The 14,983-nt window shown below is 63.8% G+C and carries 18 protein-coding genes; 9 read left to right on the top strand and 9 right to left on the bottom strand.

Annotated elements, in window-relative coordinates:
- Positions 1-2: 2 nt before the first annotated feature.
- The 5 genes from M3484_RS21490 to M3484_RS21510 all read right to left on the bottom strand — a co-directional run bounded on the left by M3484_RS21490 (position 3) and on the right by M3484_RS21510 (position 4,964).
- Complete coding sequence (locus tag M3484_RS21490) at positions 3-812, bottom strand: ABC transporter permease (protein WP_092899294.1); 810 nt, start codon at positions 810-812, stop codon at positions 3-5.
- A complete protein-coding gene (locus M3484_RS21495) occupies positions 809-1,621 on the bottom strand; it encodes an ABC transporter permease (RefSeq protein WP_249499174.1) in 813 nt (270 codons plus the stop codon). The genes M3484_RS21490 and M3484_RS21495 overlap by 4 nt, the downstream gene beginning before the upstream one ends.
- A 69-nt stretch (positions 1,622-1,690) precedes the next feature.
- Positions 1,691-2,803, bottom strand: a complete 1,113-nt coding sequence (locus M3484_RS21500) for an ABC transporter substrate-binding protein (RefSeq protein WP_249499175.1) — start codon at positions 2,801-2,803, stop codon at positions 1,691-1,693.
- A gap of 75 nt (positions 2,804-2,878) precedes the next feature.
- Positions 2,879-3,907 (bottom strand): ABC transporter ATP-binding protein, encoded by a 1,029-nt coding sequence (locus M3484_RS21505; protein WP_249499176.1) that lies wholly within the window; start codon positions 3,905-3,907, stop codon positions 2,879-2,881.
- A 172-nt stretch (positions 3,908-4,079) separates the two neighbouring features.
- Complete coding sequence (locus M3484_RS21510; RefSeq protein ID WP_092901980.1) at positions 4,080-4,964, bottom strand: LysR substrate-binding domain-containing protein; 885 nt, start codon at positions 4,962-4,964, stop codon at positions 4,080-4,082.
- A gap of 181 nt (positions 4,965-5,145) precedes the next feature.
- On the opposite strand from M3484_RS21510, the gene M3484_RS21515 reads away from it, so the two are divergent.
- Both M3484_RS21515 and M3484_RS21520 read left to right on the top strand, forming a co-directional pair.
- Entirely contained in the window at positions 5,146-6,729 is a 1,584-nt protein-coding gene (locus tag M3484_RS21515; protein ID WP_249499177.1) for a zinc-binding metallopeptidase family protein, read from the top strand.
- A gap of 17 nt (positions 6,730-6,746) precedes the next feature.
- Positions 6,747-7,670 (top strand): dimethylarginine dimethylaminohydrolase family protein, encoded by a 924-nt coding sequence (locus M3484_RS21520; RefSeq protein WP_249499178.1) that lies wholly within the window; start codon positions 6,747-6,749, stop codon positions 7,668-7,670.
- Between the two features lie 177 nt (positions 7,671-7,847).
- Here M3484_RS21520 and moaB read toward each other — a convergent pair whose 3' ends face one another.
- The 4 genes from moaB to M3484_RS21540 all read right to left on the bottom strand — a co-directional run bounded on the left by moaB (position 7,848) and on the right by M3484_RS21540 (position 10,244).
- Entirely contained in the window at positions 7,848-8,378 is a 531-nt protein-coding gene (gene moaB / locus M3484_RS21525; protein WP_249499179.1) for a molybdenum cofactor biosynthesis protein B, read from the bottom strand.
- Positions 8,375-9,004, bottom strand: a complete 630-nt coding sequence (locus M3484_RS21530; protein WP_249499180.1) for a LysE family translocator — start codon at positions 9,002-9,004, stop codon at positions 8,375-8,377. The genes moaB and M3484_RS21530 overlap by 4 nt, the downstream gene beginning before the upstream one ends.
- Before the next feature lie 45 nt (positions 9,005-9,049).
- Positions 9,050-9,247 carry a hypothetical protein gene (locus tag M3484_RS21535; protein WP_249499181.1) on the bottom strand — a complete coding sequence of 66 codons (198 nt, stop codon included), beginning with the start codon at positions 9,245-9,247 and terminating at the stop codon, positions 9,050-9,052.
- A 94-nt stretch (positions 9,248-9,341) separates the two neighbouring features.
- Positions 9,342-10,244: a uracil-DNA glycosylase gene (locus M3484_RS21540; protein WP_249499182.1), complete on the bottom strand. Its 903-nt coding sequence runs from the start codon at positions 10,242-10,244 to the stop codon at positions 9,342-9,344.
- 128 nt (positions 10,245-10,372) lie between these two features.
- Here M3484_RS21540 and M3484_RS21545 point away from each other — a divergent pair, with 128 nt between their 5' ends.
- The 7 genes from M3484_RS21545 to plsY all read left to right on the top strand — a co-directional run bounded on the left by M3484_RS21545 (position 10,373) and on the right by plsY (position 14,978).
- Complete coding sequence (locus tag M3484_RS21545; protein WP_092899310.1) at positions 10,373-11,335, top strand: aspartate carbamoyltransferase catalytic subunit; 963 nt, start codon at positions 10,373-10,375, stop codon at positions 11,333-11,335.
- Between the two features lie 9 nt (positions 11,336-11,344).
- Positions 11,345-11,890 (top strand): hypothetical protein, encoded by a 546-nt coding sequence (locus tag M3484_RS21550; protein WP_249499183.1) that lies wholly within the window; start codon positions 11,345-11,347, stop codon positions 11,888-11,890.
- On the top strand, positions 11,887-12,012 hold the full coding sequence (locus M3484_RS23735; protein WP_283176111.1) for a hypothetical protein: 126 nt from the start codon (positions 11,887-11,889) through the stop codon (positions 12,010-12,012). Before M3484_RS21550 ends, M3484_RS23735 begins: the two co-directional genes overlap by 4 nt.
- A 3-nt stretch (positions 12,013-12,015) precedes the next feature.
- Entirely contained in the window at positions 12,016-12,630 is a 615-nt protein-coding gene (locus tag M3484_RS21555) for a hypothetical protein (RefSeq protein WP_249499184.1), read from the top strand.
- Positions 12,627-12,989: a hypothetical protein gene (locus M3484_RS21560; RefSeq protein ID WP_249499185.1), complete on the top strand. Its 363-nt coding sequence runs from the start codon at positions 12,627-12,629 to the stop codon at positions 12,987-12,989. The genes M3484_RS21555 and M3484_RS21560 overlap by 4 nt, the downstream gene beginning before the upstream one ends.
- Positions 12,986-14,263 carry a dihydroorotase gene (pyrC, locus tag M3484_RS21565; RefSeq protein WP_249499186.1) on the top strand — a complete coding sequence of 426 codons (1,278 nt, stop codon included), beginning with the start codon at positions 12,986-12,988 and terminating at the stop codon, positions 14,261-14,263. The genes M3484_RS21560 and pyrC overlap by 4 nt, the downstream gene beginning before the upstream one ends.
- A 64-nt stretch (positions 14,264-14,327) precedes the next feature.
- A complete protein-coding gene (gene plsY, locus M3484_RS21570; RefSeq protein ID WP_092899320.1) occupies positions 14,328-14,978 on the top strand; it encodes a glycerol-3-phosphate 1-O-acyltransferase PlsY in 651 nt (216 codons plus the stop codon).
- The last annotated feature ends 5 nt before the right edge of the window (positions 14,979-14,983 follow it).

Consider the following 14,983-nt stretch of genomic DNA (forward strand, 5'->3'; position numbering starts at 1 on the left):
CCCTATCTTTGCTGGCCCTGCCGCAATTGCACGACGGTTTTGATCAATACGACCGCGACCACAATCGCAATCAGCACCACCGAAATCGCGGCAATTGCCGGGTCAATATTATCCCGCAAGCCCATCCACATCAGGCGCGGCAATGTCACCGCATTGACCGAGGTAATGAACAATGTCACGCCGATTTCCTCCCAGGACAGCACAAAGCTCAGGAAAAATGCGGCAATCAGGCCAAAGCGGATATTCGGCATGATGATGCGGAACACCCGCGTCATCAGCCCTGCCCCCATCGAGCGCGCGGCAAGGTCGATGCGGCGGTCCACCTGGCTCAGTGCGACCGTGATCAGCACGACGGCGAAGGGCGCGACCATGACCGAATGCGCCAGCGCAACGCCAAAGAACGTGTCATAGCCGACGACCCCGTTCCACTGGCTGAGCGAGGTCAGGAAGAAGTAAAGCGTCAGCGCCGAGACGACCGGCGGCGCCACCATCGGCAGCATCGCGATCCCCATGTAAAGCCCGGCAAATCGCGGCTGCAGCATCCAGATCCCAAGCGCGAAAGCGGTGGCAAGCGCGGTGGAAAACAGGCTCGCGACCAGCCCGATGCGAATCGAAAGCCAGACCCCCTGCCCCCAGGCCGGGTTCTCGATCAGCGCCCGGTAATGGCGCAAGGACCATTCATCCCCGGCCATCGACAGGTTGCGCCCTGGCGTGAAGCTGACCGGCACTACGGCAATCAGCGGCATCAGCAGGAAGACCGCGACCATAGCCGCTAGGATCGTCGCAAGGAGACCCGGCTTGAGCGTGATCATCGGCCCGGCCCTTTCGCATATTTCATCGTCAGCATCAGCAAAAGGCCGATGGAGACCATCATGATCACCGAGATCGCGGCGCCAAGGCCCCAGTCCGGGCTTTGGAAGATCCTCAGCCAGATCAGTTCCGCGACCAGCACCGAGCGACCGCCCCCAAGCAGCGCAGGCGTGACAAAGAAGCCAAGCGCGAAGACGAAGACCAGCAAAAGCGCACCGAATATGCCGGTCCTGGTCATCGGAACGAAGACCTGCCAGAAGACGCGCGCCCGCGATGCCCCCATGCCGCGCGCGGCCAGAAGCACACGTTCATCCACCGCGCGCATGGCAGAGGCCAGCGGGAAGACCGCGAAGGGGATGAGGAAATGCACCATCCCCAGCACGACGCCGAATTCATTGCGGACCAGCGTCAGCGGCTCTGCCAGCAGCCCGAGATCCTGGCCCCAGGTGTTGATGATGCCCCGGTTTGAGAGCAGCGCCAGCCAGCCAAAGGCCCGTGTCAGAACGGAAATCCAGAAAGGGATCAGTATGCAGAGCTCGACGAAAAGCCGCATCACCGGCCCGCCCCGCACCCAGAGCAGCGTGATGATATAGGCCATTGCGACCGCCAGCACAGTGACCAGCGCGCAGATCCTGACCGTGCGCCAGATCACGCTCAGAACCAGCGGATCGGTCAGCGCGGTCTTGTACTGGCCAAGCCCGGGCTCGGGGAGGGTCACGCTCCAGCGCATGACGCCGAGGAACGGGATCAGATAGGCCAGCGCCAGGAAAATCAGCAGCGGAGCCAGCAGAAACAGGCGGGATCGGAGCATGGGCACCCCCTCGGGCAAGAGACCCCGGGCCGGGATGGCCAGGGGTCAGGGGTTCAGGTCGGGTTCAGGTCAGGCCGAGATGATCTTCAGATATTCATCCAGCGCCGGGCCGTAATTGGTCTCATACCAGGCCATATCGATCGGCATTTGCTGGGCATAGTTATCAGCGGCCACCGGGTTATATCTGGCATCTTCGGCCGGCAGCAGCGCATCTGCGGCCGGGTTCGCCGGCCCCTGACCCAGCATCTCGAACATGATCAGCTGTTTCTTGGGATCCTGCACCGAGGCGAGGAACTGCATCGCGGTTTCGGCGCCGCCGGGATTGCCCTTCACCACGCCAAGCGCGCCGGGCGAGACAAAGCCATCCTTCCAGATGAATTTCACGTCGCCGCCCGAATCCTGTTCGATCAGGCGCGCGCGGGTCGACCAGACAATGGCCATCGAGGCCTCGCCATCCAGCAGCAGCGACTGGCTTTCCGCCCCGCCACCCCAGAAGGCCACGACATTGTCCCGGAAGGCCGCAAGCTTCTTGTGCGCGCGCTCGATATCCAGCGGATAAAGATCTGCGGGCGCCACACCATCGGCCAGCAAAGCCGCCTCCCAGACACCAACGCCCCATTTATAAAGCGCGCGTTTGCCGGGGAATTTTTCCACATCGAAGAAATCTGCGATGCCGGTCGGCGGGTTATCCCCGAATTTCTTCGCATCATAGGCAATGACGTAAGAGAAGAAATAGGTCGAGGCGGCATAGTCCCAGCCAAAACCCTCGCGGAATTTCGACTTGTCGACCACTGCGTAGTCGATGGGCTCCATCATACCCTTTTTGCCAAGTGCTTCGGCCGAGAACGGATCGACATCCACTAGGTCCCAGGTCGGTTTGCCGCTTTCCACCTGGGCCTGGATCGCGCCCTCGGTCGGGCCCGATCCGTCCTGACGCACGGTGATGCCCGTCTCCTCAAGGAAGGGCTTGCCATAGGCCGCATCATAGGCGGTGCCGGCATCGCCGCCCCAGTTCACCAGTACCAGCTCTTTGGTCTGCGCATCGGCGCGGCTTCCCAGCCCGACCGCAGATGTTCCCAGCAAAAGCGCGAGGCCAGTGTTGAAATTCCGCCGCGAAATCTGACCCTTGCGGGCTTTCATCGCGAGGATTTCCAACTGGTCACGCTGGAAAGGTCCGTTCATAATCCATCTCCCTGTTGAGGATTTTCTGTCTCCCGGCGCCCGCATCTGATGGCGGATCTGTCCCGGATCGTTCGCTTAAAGCATGAAACCGCGGCTCGCCTCCCAGCTGGTCCAGACCGCAGCACCCGGGGCAAGACCCTCCGGGAGTTTCGCAGTCGGCATATGGAGGGTAACCGGCACGCCGCCTTTGGTCGCCAGCGCGAGGCGGGTTTCGGCACCAAGATAGGTCAGGTCGCGCAATTCGACCGGCAGCGCATTGCCGCAGGTGGGTTCGGTCAGCGAGAGGCCCATATTCTCCGGCCGGATCGCCAGGTTGTCGCCCGTGCCGTCCGGCAGGTGAATGGCGCGGCCTTCGATCTGCGAGGCTGTCACCGGCAGAATATTGATATCGCCCAGGAATTCCGCAACGAACCGATTCGAGGGCCGTTCATAGACCTCGCGCGGCGGCGCGATCTGCTGCAACTGACCCTTCTCGAAAATCGCAATCCTGGAGGACAGAGCCAAGGCTTCTTCCTGGTCATGGGTCACGAAAACAAAGGTGGTGCCGGTTTCCTGGTGGATCCGGCGCATCTCATCCTGCATCTGCCCGCGCAGGTTTTTGTCCAACGCCGAAAACGGCTCGTCCAGCAGCAGAACCGGCGGTGAATAGGCCAGCGCGCGGGCCAGAGCGACCCGCTGCTGCTGCCCTCCCGACAGGCCCGCAGGCCGTTTATGGCCATGCCCGCCAAGGCCGACCATCTCGACCATGTCTTTGACACGTCTGGAAATATCCGCCGCCGAACGCCCCTGCACCTTCAGCGGAAAGGCGATGTTTTCCTCGACCGTCATATGCGGGAACAGCGCATAGCCCTGAAACACCATGCCAAAACCGCGCGCTTCGGGCGGCGTTTCGGTCATCTCGCGCCCGTCCAGTGTCAGCTGCCCCGAGGTGGGGGCCTCGAAACCTGAAAGGATCATCAGGAACGTGGTTTTCCCCGATCCCGAAGGCCCGAGAAGCGTCACAAACTCGCCGCGCCCGACGGTCATGGAAATGTCCTTCAGCGCGGTGAAGCGCCCGAACATCTTGCCGATCCCTGATGCTCCGATTTCTGCTGCCTGCGTCACTTGGTATCCCTTGCCAGAGTTCCGGGTGCCGGCGCCGGCCGCAGGTTGCGGCGGGAACCGGGCAGAATATCCACCTGAGCCTGAGATGCGGGGCTCTGAAAAACAATAGAAAGTTTTTCACCCATTCGGGAAACAGAATTTGCCGAACCTCCGCCTGCCGATCAAAAAGGCATCAATCTCCGATCAGCTCGCCCAGAAGCCAGTCCCGAAAGGCCCCGACCGTCGGGTTGCCCGCCTTTTCCGGTGGTACGACCATGAAATAGGATCGGACCGAACGTACCGAAAGGTCAAAGGGCCTGACCAGATGGCCGGCGCGGATCGCATCCTGGCAGATGAACTCGTCGCCCATCGCGATGCCCTGGGCGCCAAGCGCTGCCGCGTAAACCAGGTTCATATCGGCAAAACGGATGCCATTCTGCGCCGCTTCGACCGGCATACCGGCAAGGCGGAACCAGCTTTCCCAATCCTCGTAATCGCCCAGATGCAGCAAAGTGGCGCCCAGAAGCGCGCCGGTATCCGCCATCGATTCAAAGCGGTTCAGCCAGGCCGGGCTGCAAAGCGGCGTGAAATCCACCTCTTTCAACAGCTCGACATCCATTCCGGGCTGGTTGCCTTCACCAAAGGTGATGAAAATATCGACATCGGGGTTCGCAACTTCATCCAGCCGGCGCGGCGTCTGCACCGAAAGCGTAACATCCGGAAAATCCGCAACAAACCCGCCGATCTTGCCGCAAAGCCAGCTGGAGGCAAAGCCCGGCGGACAGCTGACCGACAGCGTTCCGGTCACGCCCCGCGCCGCATTGCGCGTGGCCGATCCCGCAATCATCGACAGCGCGCGGCGGATATCTGTGGCATAGGCCTGGCCCTGCGGCGTCAGTTCGACCCTTGTGCCGATGCGGCTGGTCAGGCGAAAGCCGAGATCGCGCTCCAGCAGCCGCAGCTGATGGCTGACCGCACTGCGGGTCAGGTTCAGCTCATCCGCCGCCTGCCAGACCGTGCCATGGCGGGCAAAGCTTTCCAGCGCGCGCAGCGCCTGGGTCGAGGGGATACGGGCCATGCTCACCTCGCTGGCTTTGCGCCAGTCTGCGGCTTTCGCCGCCCGGCACAAGCAAAAGGTGAATTTTCTTTGCCGAACCTGGGAAAAGGTTTCACTTTCGCGCAACCGCGACGCGCTGTTAGCCCTGAAAGAAGGATGGCGGCCCCTTCCGCCCCCTTGCCCCAGAACCGGAGCCCGGGTCATGTCTCAGCTTTCCGCCGCCCAGACCACCGCCCTTGCCAGCGTCACAGCCCGTGCAGCCGAGCATTCAGACTGGTGCGCCACGATCTTTTCCTATGGCGAAACCGCCTGGCGCGAATACCGCTCCTGCGCCTGGTATGTCGAAAAGCTGCGTGCCGAAGGGTTCGACGTCGAAGAGGGATCGGCGGGGATGCCGACCGCTTTTTGTGCCACCTGGTCGAACGGACCCGAATCTGCGGGTGACCCCGTGATTGGCATGTATGCGGAATATGACGCCGTTCCGGGCAATTGCCAGGCCGCCTCCACCCGGCGCGAGCCGCGCGAGGGCCTGGGCTATCAGGCCGGCGGCCATACCGATCCGCATTCGGGCCTCGGGATTGCCGGGCTCGCGGGGCTTCTGGCCACCAAAGCCGCGATGGAGGAACACGGCATCAAAGGCGGGCTGCGCTTTACCGGCGAACCAGCGGAAAAGGTGCGTGGCTCAAAGCCGATCCATGCCGCAAAAGGCTATTATGACGGGCTGGCGGCGATCCTGTCGTTCCACCCGTTCTACATGCTGCCGATGTGCAATACGGTGCGCTGGAACACGCATTGTGGCGCGGCCTATGCGATGATCTACCGTTTTATCTGCGATGAGCCGCAAAACTGGGGCGCGCATGACGGCGCGCCCATCCCGCAATCGCATTCGGCGGTACGTGCGCCCGGCGCCAATGACGCGCTGAACCTGATGTTCCTGACGTCAAAATCTCTGCGCGATTCGATGTTGCCGCATCAGGGCGGCTGGTCAATTTCCGAGGCGATCCTGACGGCTGGCCAGGCCACCGCTGACAACCTTCCCGCAGGTCTCGCCGAAATCCAGTATATGATGCGGGTGCCGACCCTTGCCATGGCCGAGGCGGTGACCGCCGCACTGGATCGCAACGCCGAACATGCAGCGGCGATGACAGGCTGCCGCGTGGAACGGCACTGGGTCTGCAAATCGCGTCCCGGTCTTGCGAACCACGCCATCGCAAATGTGGTCTGGGAAGCGATGCAGGCCACCGGCGCCCCCGCATGGGGCGAGGCCGCGAAAGACATCGCCCGCGAGATCCAGTCGGGTCTCGGCCTCTCGCCCATGGCAGAGCCCTTCATCCCCGAGATGACACGGCTGATCGCCCCGCAGGAGGCCGAACGGATCCTGCGCGAAGATCTGCCACCCTCGCAGGCCAATTCCACTTCGGATGACTACACCGACATGACCTGGCACGCGCCCACCGCGCGGTTCTACATCGCGCGGCCTGCGCTGAGCGCGCCGCAGGGCTATGTCTACCCGTCCTGGGTGATGAACGCGCTTGGCGGCATCCCCGAGACCATCGACCCTATGGTGCAGACCGCCGCCGGGGTGCTGGCGCTCTCGGCGCTGCGCATCCTCGAAGATGCGGAGACCCGCGCCGCGATGTGGGCCGAATTCGAGACCCGCCGTGCCGCCGCGCCGATCCCGCCTCTTTGCGATTACGACCCGCCCATCCATTTCCGCTGGCCGGAATATGTCACCACCCCACGCGGGCGAGACTGGTGGATTCCCTCCACCATGCCAGGCGCCTGACCCAACAGGAGAGAAAAATGAACGTGCAAACGAAGCCTGAACCCTTTTCCCTCCAGCGCCGCAAGGCAGGTGGCGGCACCGCGCCGCTGGCGAATTGGGGCTTTGCGAATGAGACCGACCGCCTGACCGATGTGCTTTTGGGCGATCCGGCCTATCTGCGTCATATGGCAACCTCGTCGCTGTCGCGCAAACATCTGCGCGAAAACCCCTGCAACATCCAGGAGGCCCAGGCGCAGCATAAAGAGCTGAAAGCGGCCTATGAGAGCTTTGGCGTTCGCGTACATACCGTGCCGCCCGAGGCGGAACTCCCGATGCAGGTCTATACCCGCGATTCGTCCGTGATGACCCCATACGGCGCCGTGATCACCGCCATGAGCCAGCCCTGGCGGCGCGGCGAGAACTATGCCGCCATCCGCCATTACGAGAGCCTCGGCATCCCGATCTATGACATGGTCACCGCCGGCACCTTCGAGGGCGGCGATTTCAATGTGATTGAGGAAGGCGTGCTGCTGGTCGGCTGTGGCGGCGCGCGCACCAATGAAGACGGCGCGCGCCAGGTGGCGGGCTGGTTCGAGGATGAGGGCTGGGAGGTCCGCCTTGCCTTTATCGACGAATATTACGTTCATATCGACCTGATGGTGGTGCCGATCGCACCGAAACTGACCGCCGTCTGCCTCGCCTGCACGGAACCCGCGATTGTTGATTGGCTGAAGGCGAAAGGCCATGAAATCATCGATGTGCCTTTCCAGGACACGATGGCGCTCGGCTGCAATTTCATGAGCCTTGGCGGGGATCGCATCATCGCGCCCCAGGCCTCACAAACCCTGATCGGCCAGCTGAAAGCCCGCGGTTTTGACGTGGCCGTGGTCGATACCGCGGAAATCTCGAAAACCGGCGGCGGCATCCATTGCATGGCCCAGGCGCTGAAACGCCAGGGCTGATTCTGATCTGCTGGTCAGTCGCGCGCGGGCTTTGCCTCGCCTGGCTGACCAGCCTTCCGCCCCGTCAGCATCACCTCAGATCTCAGGCGTATGAGATCCGGGTCCGCAAGACCCCGTCCTTCTCCCACCCTCCATTCCCGGGCTTCACCCGGGTCAGGCCCGGGCGCCAGCCAGGGCTCACTTCCGCCGCTTGTGTTCTTCAAGCCTCGGGAAGATTTCCACGAAATTACAGGGACCATGCCGGTAATCGAGCTGCTTGACGAGGATCTCGTCCCAGGCATCCTTGCAGGCGCCGGTCGAGCCCGGCAGCGCGAAGAGATAGGTGCCGCCCGCGACGCCGGCGCAGGCGCGGCTTTGCACGGCGGAAGTGCCGATCTTTTGCATCGAGACAATGGTAAAGACGGTGGAAAAGGCGGTGATTTCCTTTTCATAGACGTCCTGATGTGCCTCGACCGTTACGTCCCGCCCGGTCAGCCCGGTGCCGCCGGTCGAGATCACCACATCGACGCCGGGGTCGGCAATCCAGCTGCGCAGCTGATCCGCGATCAGCGCGCGGTCATCGGTGATAATGGCACGGGCGGCGAGGATATGCCCCGCCCCTTCCAGGCGTGCCACCAGCGTTTCGCCGGAGCGGTCCTCGGCCAGGCTGCGGGTGTCAGACACGGTCAGCACGGCGATGCGGGTGGGAATGAACTCTCTTTCGGTCATGCGGCACGCTCCATCACGGCAAGGCGCAGGGCAAGCGCTGCAAAAATGCCGCCGGTTGCGCGGTTCATGCGCCGCGCCAGCCGGTCCGATCCGAGCAGCGCCCGCCCGAGGCGCCCGGCAAATATCCCGACCGCGCCGTTGATCACCAGCCCCCCGGCGCAGATGATCAGCCCAAGGGCCAGGAATTGCGGCAGAACCGGCTTTGATGCCGTCACGAATTGCGGCAGGAAGGCAAGGATGAACAGCGCCACTTTCGGGTTCAGCAGATTGACCACCAGCGCCTCGCGAAACACCCTGGCTGCGGGCGCGCGGGCGACAGATGCGATCTCGGGTCGCCCGGCATTCCAGGATTTGACCGCCAGCCACAAGAGATAGCCGACACCGCCCCAGCGGATCACTTCAAAGGCCATGGGATGCGCTTTCAAGAGCGCCGCGAGCCCCAGCCCGGCGATCAGGACATGCACGAAACAGCCAAGCGCGATGCCGAGATTGGCCGCCATCCCCGCACGCGCGCCGCCTTTCAGCCCCTGGGCCAGCACGAACATCATATCCGCCCCTGGCGTGAGGTTCAGCGCCAGCGCGGCCGGCAGGAAGGCCAGCAATGTCACGGCATCAATGGGAAACATCAAAAGCCACCCGATTTTTAAGGGCTAAGGTTTGCGGGCGATGGGTTACAGACATGGGGTCATCACCGGCAGGCGCGGTCTTTCCGGCACTTCTTCCATCGCGGTCAGGAATTCGTCGCGCGGGATATATGAGAGCGTCCTGGCCAGATCGCCATCGGGCCCCGGTTGCAACCGCTTGCCATATGAAAGGCGAGCGCCCCCTCCGTCTGCCGCCCGGGCGGCGATGGCCGTTTCAGGCAGCATCCGCGCATAACCCGCCGCGCGCGCGGTATCTCCCCCGGGGAATTTGCAGTCAGCGGCATCAGCATCAGTATGTGAATGGCGGCAGGACGCATGATCATGCCTTGTCGAGAAAGGCCCTGAGCGCGAGCAGATCGGCCCAGGCCTCGCGTTTGGCGGCAGGGGTGCGCAAAAGGTAAGCCGGATGCGTCATCGGCAAAAGCGGCTTGTCCAGCGCCCGGGTCCAGGTGCCGCGCGCGCGCAGGATGCCGCGATTGCCGGTCAGCGCGACAAGCGGCGTATTGCCCATCACAACGATCACATCGGGGTCGGCCAGCGCGATATGGCGTTCGACAAAGGGGCGCAGCATGGCGATCTCGGCCAGGCTGGGATCGCGATTGCCTTCGGGGCGCCAGGGCATGACATTGGTGATGTAGAAAGACGCGGCCGGATCGGGGCTCTGACGGGTCAGACCGATGGCCCCGAACATCCGGTCCAGAAGCTGCCCGGCCTCGCCCACAAAGGGGCGGCCCTCGATATCCTCTTCGCGGCCCGGCGCCTCGCCCAGAATCAGAAGCCGTGCCTTCGGATTGCCATCGGCAAAGACCGTGTTGCGGGCACCGCGTTTCAGATCGCAGAGATCAAAGCCGCGAATGGCTGTTTCCAGCGCCTCGAGCGTGGTGGCCGAGGCCGCTGTGGCGCTGGCGACCGCGACCGGATCAATCTGCGGCTCGGGCGATGGGTCGTAATTCTGAGAGACGGCGTTCTGGCGGGTCGGGTTCTGACCGTGCGCCGTGGCTGCGGGGGGTGCCGCCGCCCGGACCGGTTTTTCGATCACGACCTCATAGCGGTTGACGGGTGCCTCGCCGATCACCTCGTCGATGCCGCAGTCAAGCTGCCAGTCCAGCGCGGCGTAAGAGGCATTCCAGTCAGCCGCCACGGCTGCGGCAAATGCCGCCGGGTCCGGCCCTGCGCCATCCGGTTCCGCCGCCCCTGCCATGATCCCGGTTTCGATTCCCATAGCGCGCAGGCTAATGCCCGCAGCGCCGCGCCACAAGCCAGCCGCCGCCAAAGCGGCACCGTCAGCGGCGCTTGCCCCTTTTCCCCCGCTTTGCGATAAGAGATCACGCACATTACAGGGATCACGCCATGGCTTTCCATGCCCGCCACCTTCTCGGGATCGAGCCGCTCTCGCCCATGGAGATCACCACCATCCTCGATCTCGCCGACCGCTATGTCGATCTGAACCGCCGCACGGTGAAACAGTCCGACACCCTGGCGGGGATGACGCAGATCAACATGTTTTTCGAGAACTCGACCCGTACGCAGTCGAGCTTCGAGATCGCGGGCAAGCGCCTTGGTGCCGATGTGATGAACATGAATATGGCGACCTCTTCGGTGAAAAAGGGCGAGACGCTGATCGACACCGCGATGACGCTGAACGCGATGCATCCAGATCTGCTGGTGGTGCGGCACGGGGCCTCGGGCGCGGTCAACCTTCTGGCGTCCAAAGTGAATTGCGCGGTGCTGAATGCCGGCGACGGGCGCCACGAGCACCCGACCCAGGCGCTTCTTGATGCGCTGACCATCCGGCGGGCCAAGGGGCGGATCGACCGGCTCACCATCGCGATCTGCGGCGATGTCGCCCATAGCCGCGTTGCGCGCTCGAACCTGATCCTTCTGGGCAAGATGGGCAATAACCTGCGCCTGATCGGGCCACCGACGCTGATGCCTTCGGGCTTTGCGGAACTGGGCGCGACCATCATCGAGGATATGCGCGAGGGGCTGAAAGGCGCCGATGTGGTGATGATGCTGCGGCTTCAGAAAGAGCGGATGGATGGCGGGTTCATTCCGTCGATGCGGGAATATTACCACCGCTACGGGTTGGATGCCGAGAAACTGGCCTATGCCAAACCCGATGCCATCGTGATGCATCCCGGCCCGATGAACCGGGGCGTCGAGATCGATGGCGAGATCGCCGATGATATCAACCGCTCGGTGATCCAGGATCAGGTCGAGATGGGGGTCGCGGTGCGGATGGCCTGTATGGATCTGCTGGCGCGCAATCTGCGCAGCGAGCGCGGCCGCCGGATCGCCGAGAGCTATGTCTGAGGCGACCGGATGACCGCGAACCGGGGGCAGACCGGGGCACAGGATCAGGCCATGACGCGGGAACAGGCCGGAGCTGGCGCCGCGCCTGCATCTGTGATCCTGTGGCAGGCCCGGCCGGATATGCGCATCTATGCCCTGATCGCGGTCATCGGCTCGGTTATGGGCTTTTATCCCGTCCTGCGCCTTGCCACTGCACTCGCCGGAACCGGCGAGCCATTGCCGCCGGTCGAAATCACCTTCGCGCTGATCGCGGCCGCAATCTTCGTTTTCGCGGTCTTCATGCTGGTCGTCATCCTGGCTGGCGGGCTCGTGATCGAATATCGGCTGGAGCAAGGGACCTTCTTTGTCGAGCGTCGGCTTTTTGGCAGGCTCCGCCGCCGCGCCTATGCTGTATCCGGGATCCGCTTTTTTCGCATCCGCAGGTTTTCCTGCCTGGTTCAGGCCGGAAAACCCGACCCTGACGGCAGCTGGCCTGCCAGCTCCACCATAACCCTGTTCAGTGCCGCGCAGCGAGACAGCCTGCGCCGCGCGCTGCCGGAAGGAACCTTCCCGTGACCACGCCCGACCCCAATCGCAAACCCACAAAGGCCGAGATGCGCCAGGGCGGCATGGTCGCCACCGCAGTCCTGCTGATCCTCGTCGTGCTGACCGTGGTTTTTGTCTGGGTCGGAGGCTGACCCGTGGCCCCCGCCCCCCCGCCAGGCTGGGAAGACATTCTCGACCCGGGCGAGGAGATTCTGTGGCAGGGGCGCCCGGAGGCACGGTTCGACTGGGCTGACCTGATCCATTTCAGGCTGCTGATGGGCGCGCCTTGTGTGGTTTTCGCGCTGTTCTGGATGAGCCTCGCCTCAGGTTTCGCCGGCGGGCCGCCTTTCCCGATCAATATCCTCTTTCTGCTTTTTGGCCTTCCGGTCCTCCTGATGGGGCTGACCCTATGTTTTGGCGCGCCGGTTGGGCGCTGGCTGCGGCTCAGGGGCAGTTTCTACACCCTGACCGACCGCAATGCCTTTATCGCGACCGAGATCCTCGGCCGCCGCAGGCTTGCGCGGTATGCGCTGCATTCCGGTCTGCATCCGGCGCTGGAAGAGGGCCTGCCGGGCTCGGTCTGGTTCGCAACCCGGGCCTGGGATGCGGCCAGCCTGACGCGCGGCAGCCTGATCGGCTTTGTCCACAGCACCGGCATCTTCGGCGAGAGGATCGGCTTCGAGGATATCCCCGAAGCGCGGCGTGTATTCACCCTGATGCTTGAGGCCATGCGCCGGCCAGCCCCAATGACCGGCGGCGGTGCATCATGAGACAGGCAGGTGCGTCACGGAACCTGCTGTCAGGACAGCGTATCCCGACCGGGGAAAGCTGTCCGGCCAACCCGACTGGAGCCGCGATCTCGCGCCCGGAGCATGGCTCTTATGGACCGCGCGCCCGGCGCCGGGGTGACCTCGGGAGGACCGGCGATCCGCGTCATGGCACCCACTCCCTGCATCTGGCGATGCGCGTCACAGTGGACAGCGAGGGAGACAAGTCCTACACCCGCACCGGGTTTGAACGTCTGACCAATGCAGAACATGTAATGCAGCTGGTCCCCGACATTCAGGCCAAAGCATCTCTGGCCAAAGCACTGCCGGCCAGGTCACAGCCCGACACGGATCCCGGATGACCATCCTTCATTTCACCAATGCCCGCCTGATCGACCCCGAAACGCTGAGCGATGCGCCGGGCAGCCTGACCGTGGTGGATGGCGTGATCGCCGAGCCCGCGAAAAAGCTGCCGAAAGGCGCGGTCAGCATTGATTGCGGCGGCAAATGCCTCGCCCCCGGAATCGTCGACTGGGGCGTCAAGATCGGCGAGCCGGGTGAGCGCCACCGCGAAAGCTTCCGCTCGGCCGGGCTTGCAGCAGCGGCGGGGGGCGTGACCACGGTGATCGCGCGGCCCGACACATCGCCCGCGATCGACACGCCCGAAGTGCTGGAATTCGTCACACGCCGCGCCGCCGAGGCCGCGCCGGTCCGCATCCGCCATATGGCGGCGCTTACCAAGGGGCGTCTTGGCCATGAGATGACCGAGATCGGCTTTTTGCTGGATGCGGGCGCGCTGGCCTTCACCGATGGTTTCCATGTCTCCACCGACACCAAGGCGCTGTCGCGCGCCTTCACCTATGCGCGCTCGCTCGGGGCGCTGGTCGTGTGCCATCCGCAGGAGCCGGAGCTGTCCAAAGGCGGTGCCGCGACCTCCGGCAAATTCGCAAGCTTCCGCGGCATTCCGGCGGTCTCGCCGATTGCCGAGCGGATGGGGCTGGAGCGTGACCTCGCGCTGGTCGAGATGACCCGCGCCCGCTATCACGCCGATCAGATCACCACGGCGCATACGCTGCCGGCGCTCTCGCGCGCGAAGGCTGCCGGGCTGGATGTCACCGCCGGCACCTCGATCCACCATCTGACCCTGAATGAGCTGGATCTGGGCGATTACCGCACCTTCTTTAAACTGACGCCGCCCTTGCGGTCGGAAGAGGACCGGCAGGCGATCATCGCGGCGCTGGCGGATGGGCTGATCGACGTGATCGCGTCCTTCCACACGCCCGCCGATGAGGAATCGAAACGTCTGCCCTTTGAAGAGGCAGCGCCAGGCGCGGTGGCTCTTGAGACGATCCTGCCGGCCGCGATGCGGCTTTACCATGCCGGCCATCTGAGCCTGCCTCAGATCTTCCGCGCCATGGCACTGAACCCGGCAAACCGGCTTGGCCTGCCCCAGGGCCGGCTCTCGGTCTCGGCCCCGGCGGATCTGGTGCTTTTTGACCCGGATGCGCCTTTCCTGATGAACCGCTTTACGCTGCAATCGAAATCGAAGAATACGCCCTTTGACGGGGCGCGGATGGAGGGGCGTGTGCTGGCCAGCTGGGTCGGCGGGCGCGAGGTGTTCCGCTCGGCCATCTGAAACGCCGCCTGGGTTAAACGCCGCCACCGGGCCCGGGCCCTGTGAGCGCAGGGAGAGACAATAAATGCCGGATTTTGTAACCGGGCGTGAGACGCTGATCCTGGTGGCCATCCTGGCCTATCTGCTGGGGTCGGTGCCGTTTGGGGTGCTGATCACCCGCGTAATGGGCCTTGGCGACCTGCGTCAGATCGGATCAGGGAATATCGGCGCGACCAATGTTCTCAGAACCGGGAATAAGGCGGCAGCGCTGGCGACATTGCTGCTCGATGGCGGCAAGGGCGCACTTGCGGTTATCCTGGCGCGCTGCTGGGCCGGCGCGGAAGACGCCGCCCAGATCGCGGCACTTGCGGCCTTTCTCGGCCATCTCTTTCCGATCTGGAGCGGCTTTCGCGGCGGCAAAGGGGTTGCGACCTTCCTTGGGATCCTGCTGGCACTGGCGCCGCCGGTCGGCATTCTGACCTGTCTGACCTGGCTGATCGGCGCGATTGCGACCCGGATGTCCTCGGCGGCGGCCCTGATCGCGGCGGCCCTGACACCACTTTGGGTGCTGATCGCCGGGATGAAAGATATGCCGGCCTGGATTGCCTCACCCGGTGCGGGGCGAATGCTGATCCTCGTCGTGCTGCTGACGGTGCTGATCTATATCCGCCACGCCGCCAATCTGAAGCGGATCAAATCCGGGACCGAGCCGAAGATCGGCGGGAAAAAGACCTGATCTGC

This window comes from Pseudomonas sp. GX19020 (genome assembly GCF_023371075.1).
Classification (GTDB): Bacteria; Pseudomonadota; Alphaproteobacteria; order Rhodobacterales; family Rhodobacteraceae; genus Pseudogemmobacter.

What these genes read in the sequence shown, in the direction of transcription:
- M3484_RS21490 (WP_092899294.1), bottom strand. Translation starts at nt 812, where the DNA reads ATGATCACGCTCAAGCCGGGTCTCCTTGCGACGATCCTAGCGGCTATG.
- M3484_RS21495 (WP_249499174.1), bottom strand. Translation starts at nt 1,621, where the DNA reads ATGCTCCGATCCCGCCTGTTTCTGCTGGCTCCGCTGCTGATTTTCCTG.
- M3484_RS21500 (WP_249499175.1), bottom strand. Translation starts at nt 2,803, where the DNA reads ATGAACGGACCTTTCCAGCGTGACCAGTTGGAAATCCTCGCGATGAAA.
- M3484_RS21510 (WP_092901980.1), bottom strand. Translation starts at nt 4,964, where the DNA reads ATGGCCCGTATCCCCTCGACCCAGGCGCTGCGCGCGCTGGAAAGCTTT.
- M3484_RS21515 (WP_249499177.1), top strand. Translation starts at nt 5,146, where the DNA reads ATGTCTCAGCTTTCCGCCGCCCAGACCACCGCCCTTGCCAGCGTCACA.
- M3484_RS21520 (WP_249499178.1), top strand. Translation starts at nt 6,747, where the DNA reads ATGAACGTGCAAACGAAGCCTGAACCCTTTTCCCTCCAGCGCCGCAAG.
- moaB (WP_249499179.1), bottom strand. Translation starts at nt 8,378, where the DNA reads ATGACCGAAAGAGAGTTCATTCCCACCCGCATCGCCGTGCTGACCGTG.
- M3484_RS21530 (WP_249499180.1), bottom strand. Translation starts at nt 9,004, where the DNA reads ATGTTTCCCATTGATGCCGTGACATTGCTGGCCTTCCTGCCGGCCGCG.
- M3484_RS21535 (WP_249499181.1), bottom strand. Translation starts at nt 9,247, where the DNA reads ATGCTGCCTGAAACGGCCATCGCCGCCCGGGCGGCAGACGGAGGGGGC.
- M3484_RS21540 (WP_249499182.1), bottom strand. Translation starts at nt 10,244, where the DNA reads ATGGGAATCGAAACCGGGATCATGGCAGGGGCGGCGGAACCGGATGGC.
- M3484_RS21545 (WP_092899310.1), top strand. Translation starts at nt 10,373, where the DNA reads ATGGCTTTCCATGCCCGCCACCTTCTCGGGATCGAGCCGCTCTCGCCC.
- M3484_RS21550 (WP_249499183.1), top strand. Translation starts at nt 11,345, where the DNA reads ATGACCGCGAACCGGGGGCAGACCGGGGCACAGGATCAGGCCATGACG.
- M3484_RS21560 (WP_249499185.1), top strand. Translation starts at nt 12,627, where the DNA reads ATGAGACAGGCAGGTGCGTCACGGAACCTGCTGTCAGGACAGCGTATC.
- pyrC (WP_249499186.1), top strand. Translation starts at nt 12,986, where the DNA reads ATGACCATCCTTCATTTCACCAATGCCCGCCTGATCGACCCCGAAACG.
- plsY (WP_092899320.1), top strand. Translation starts at nt 14,328, where the DNA reads ATGCCGGATTTTGTAACCGGGCGTGAGACGCTGATCCTGGTGGCCATC.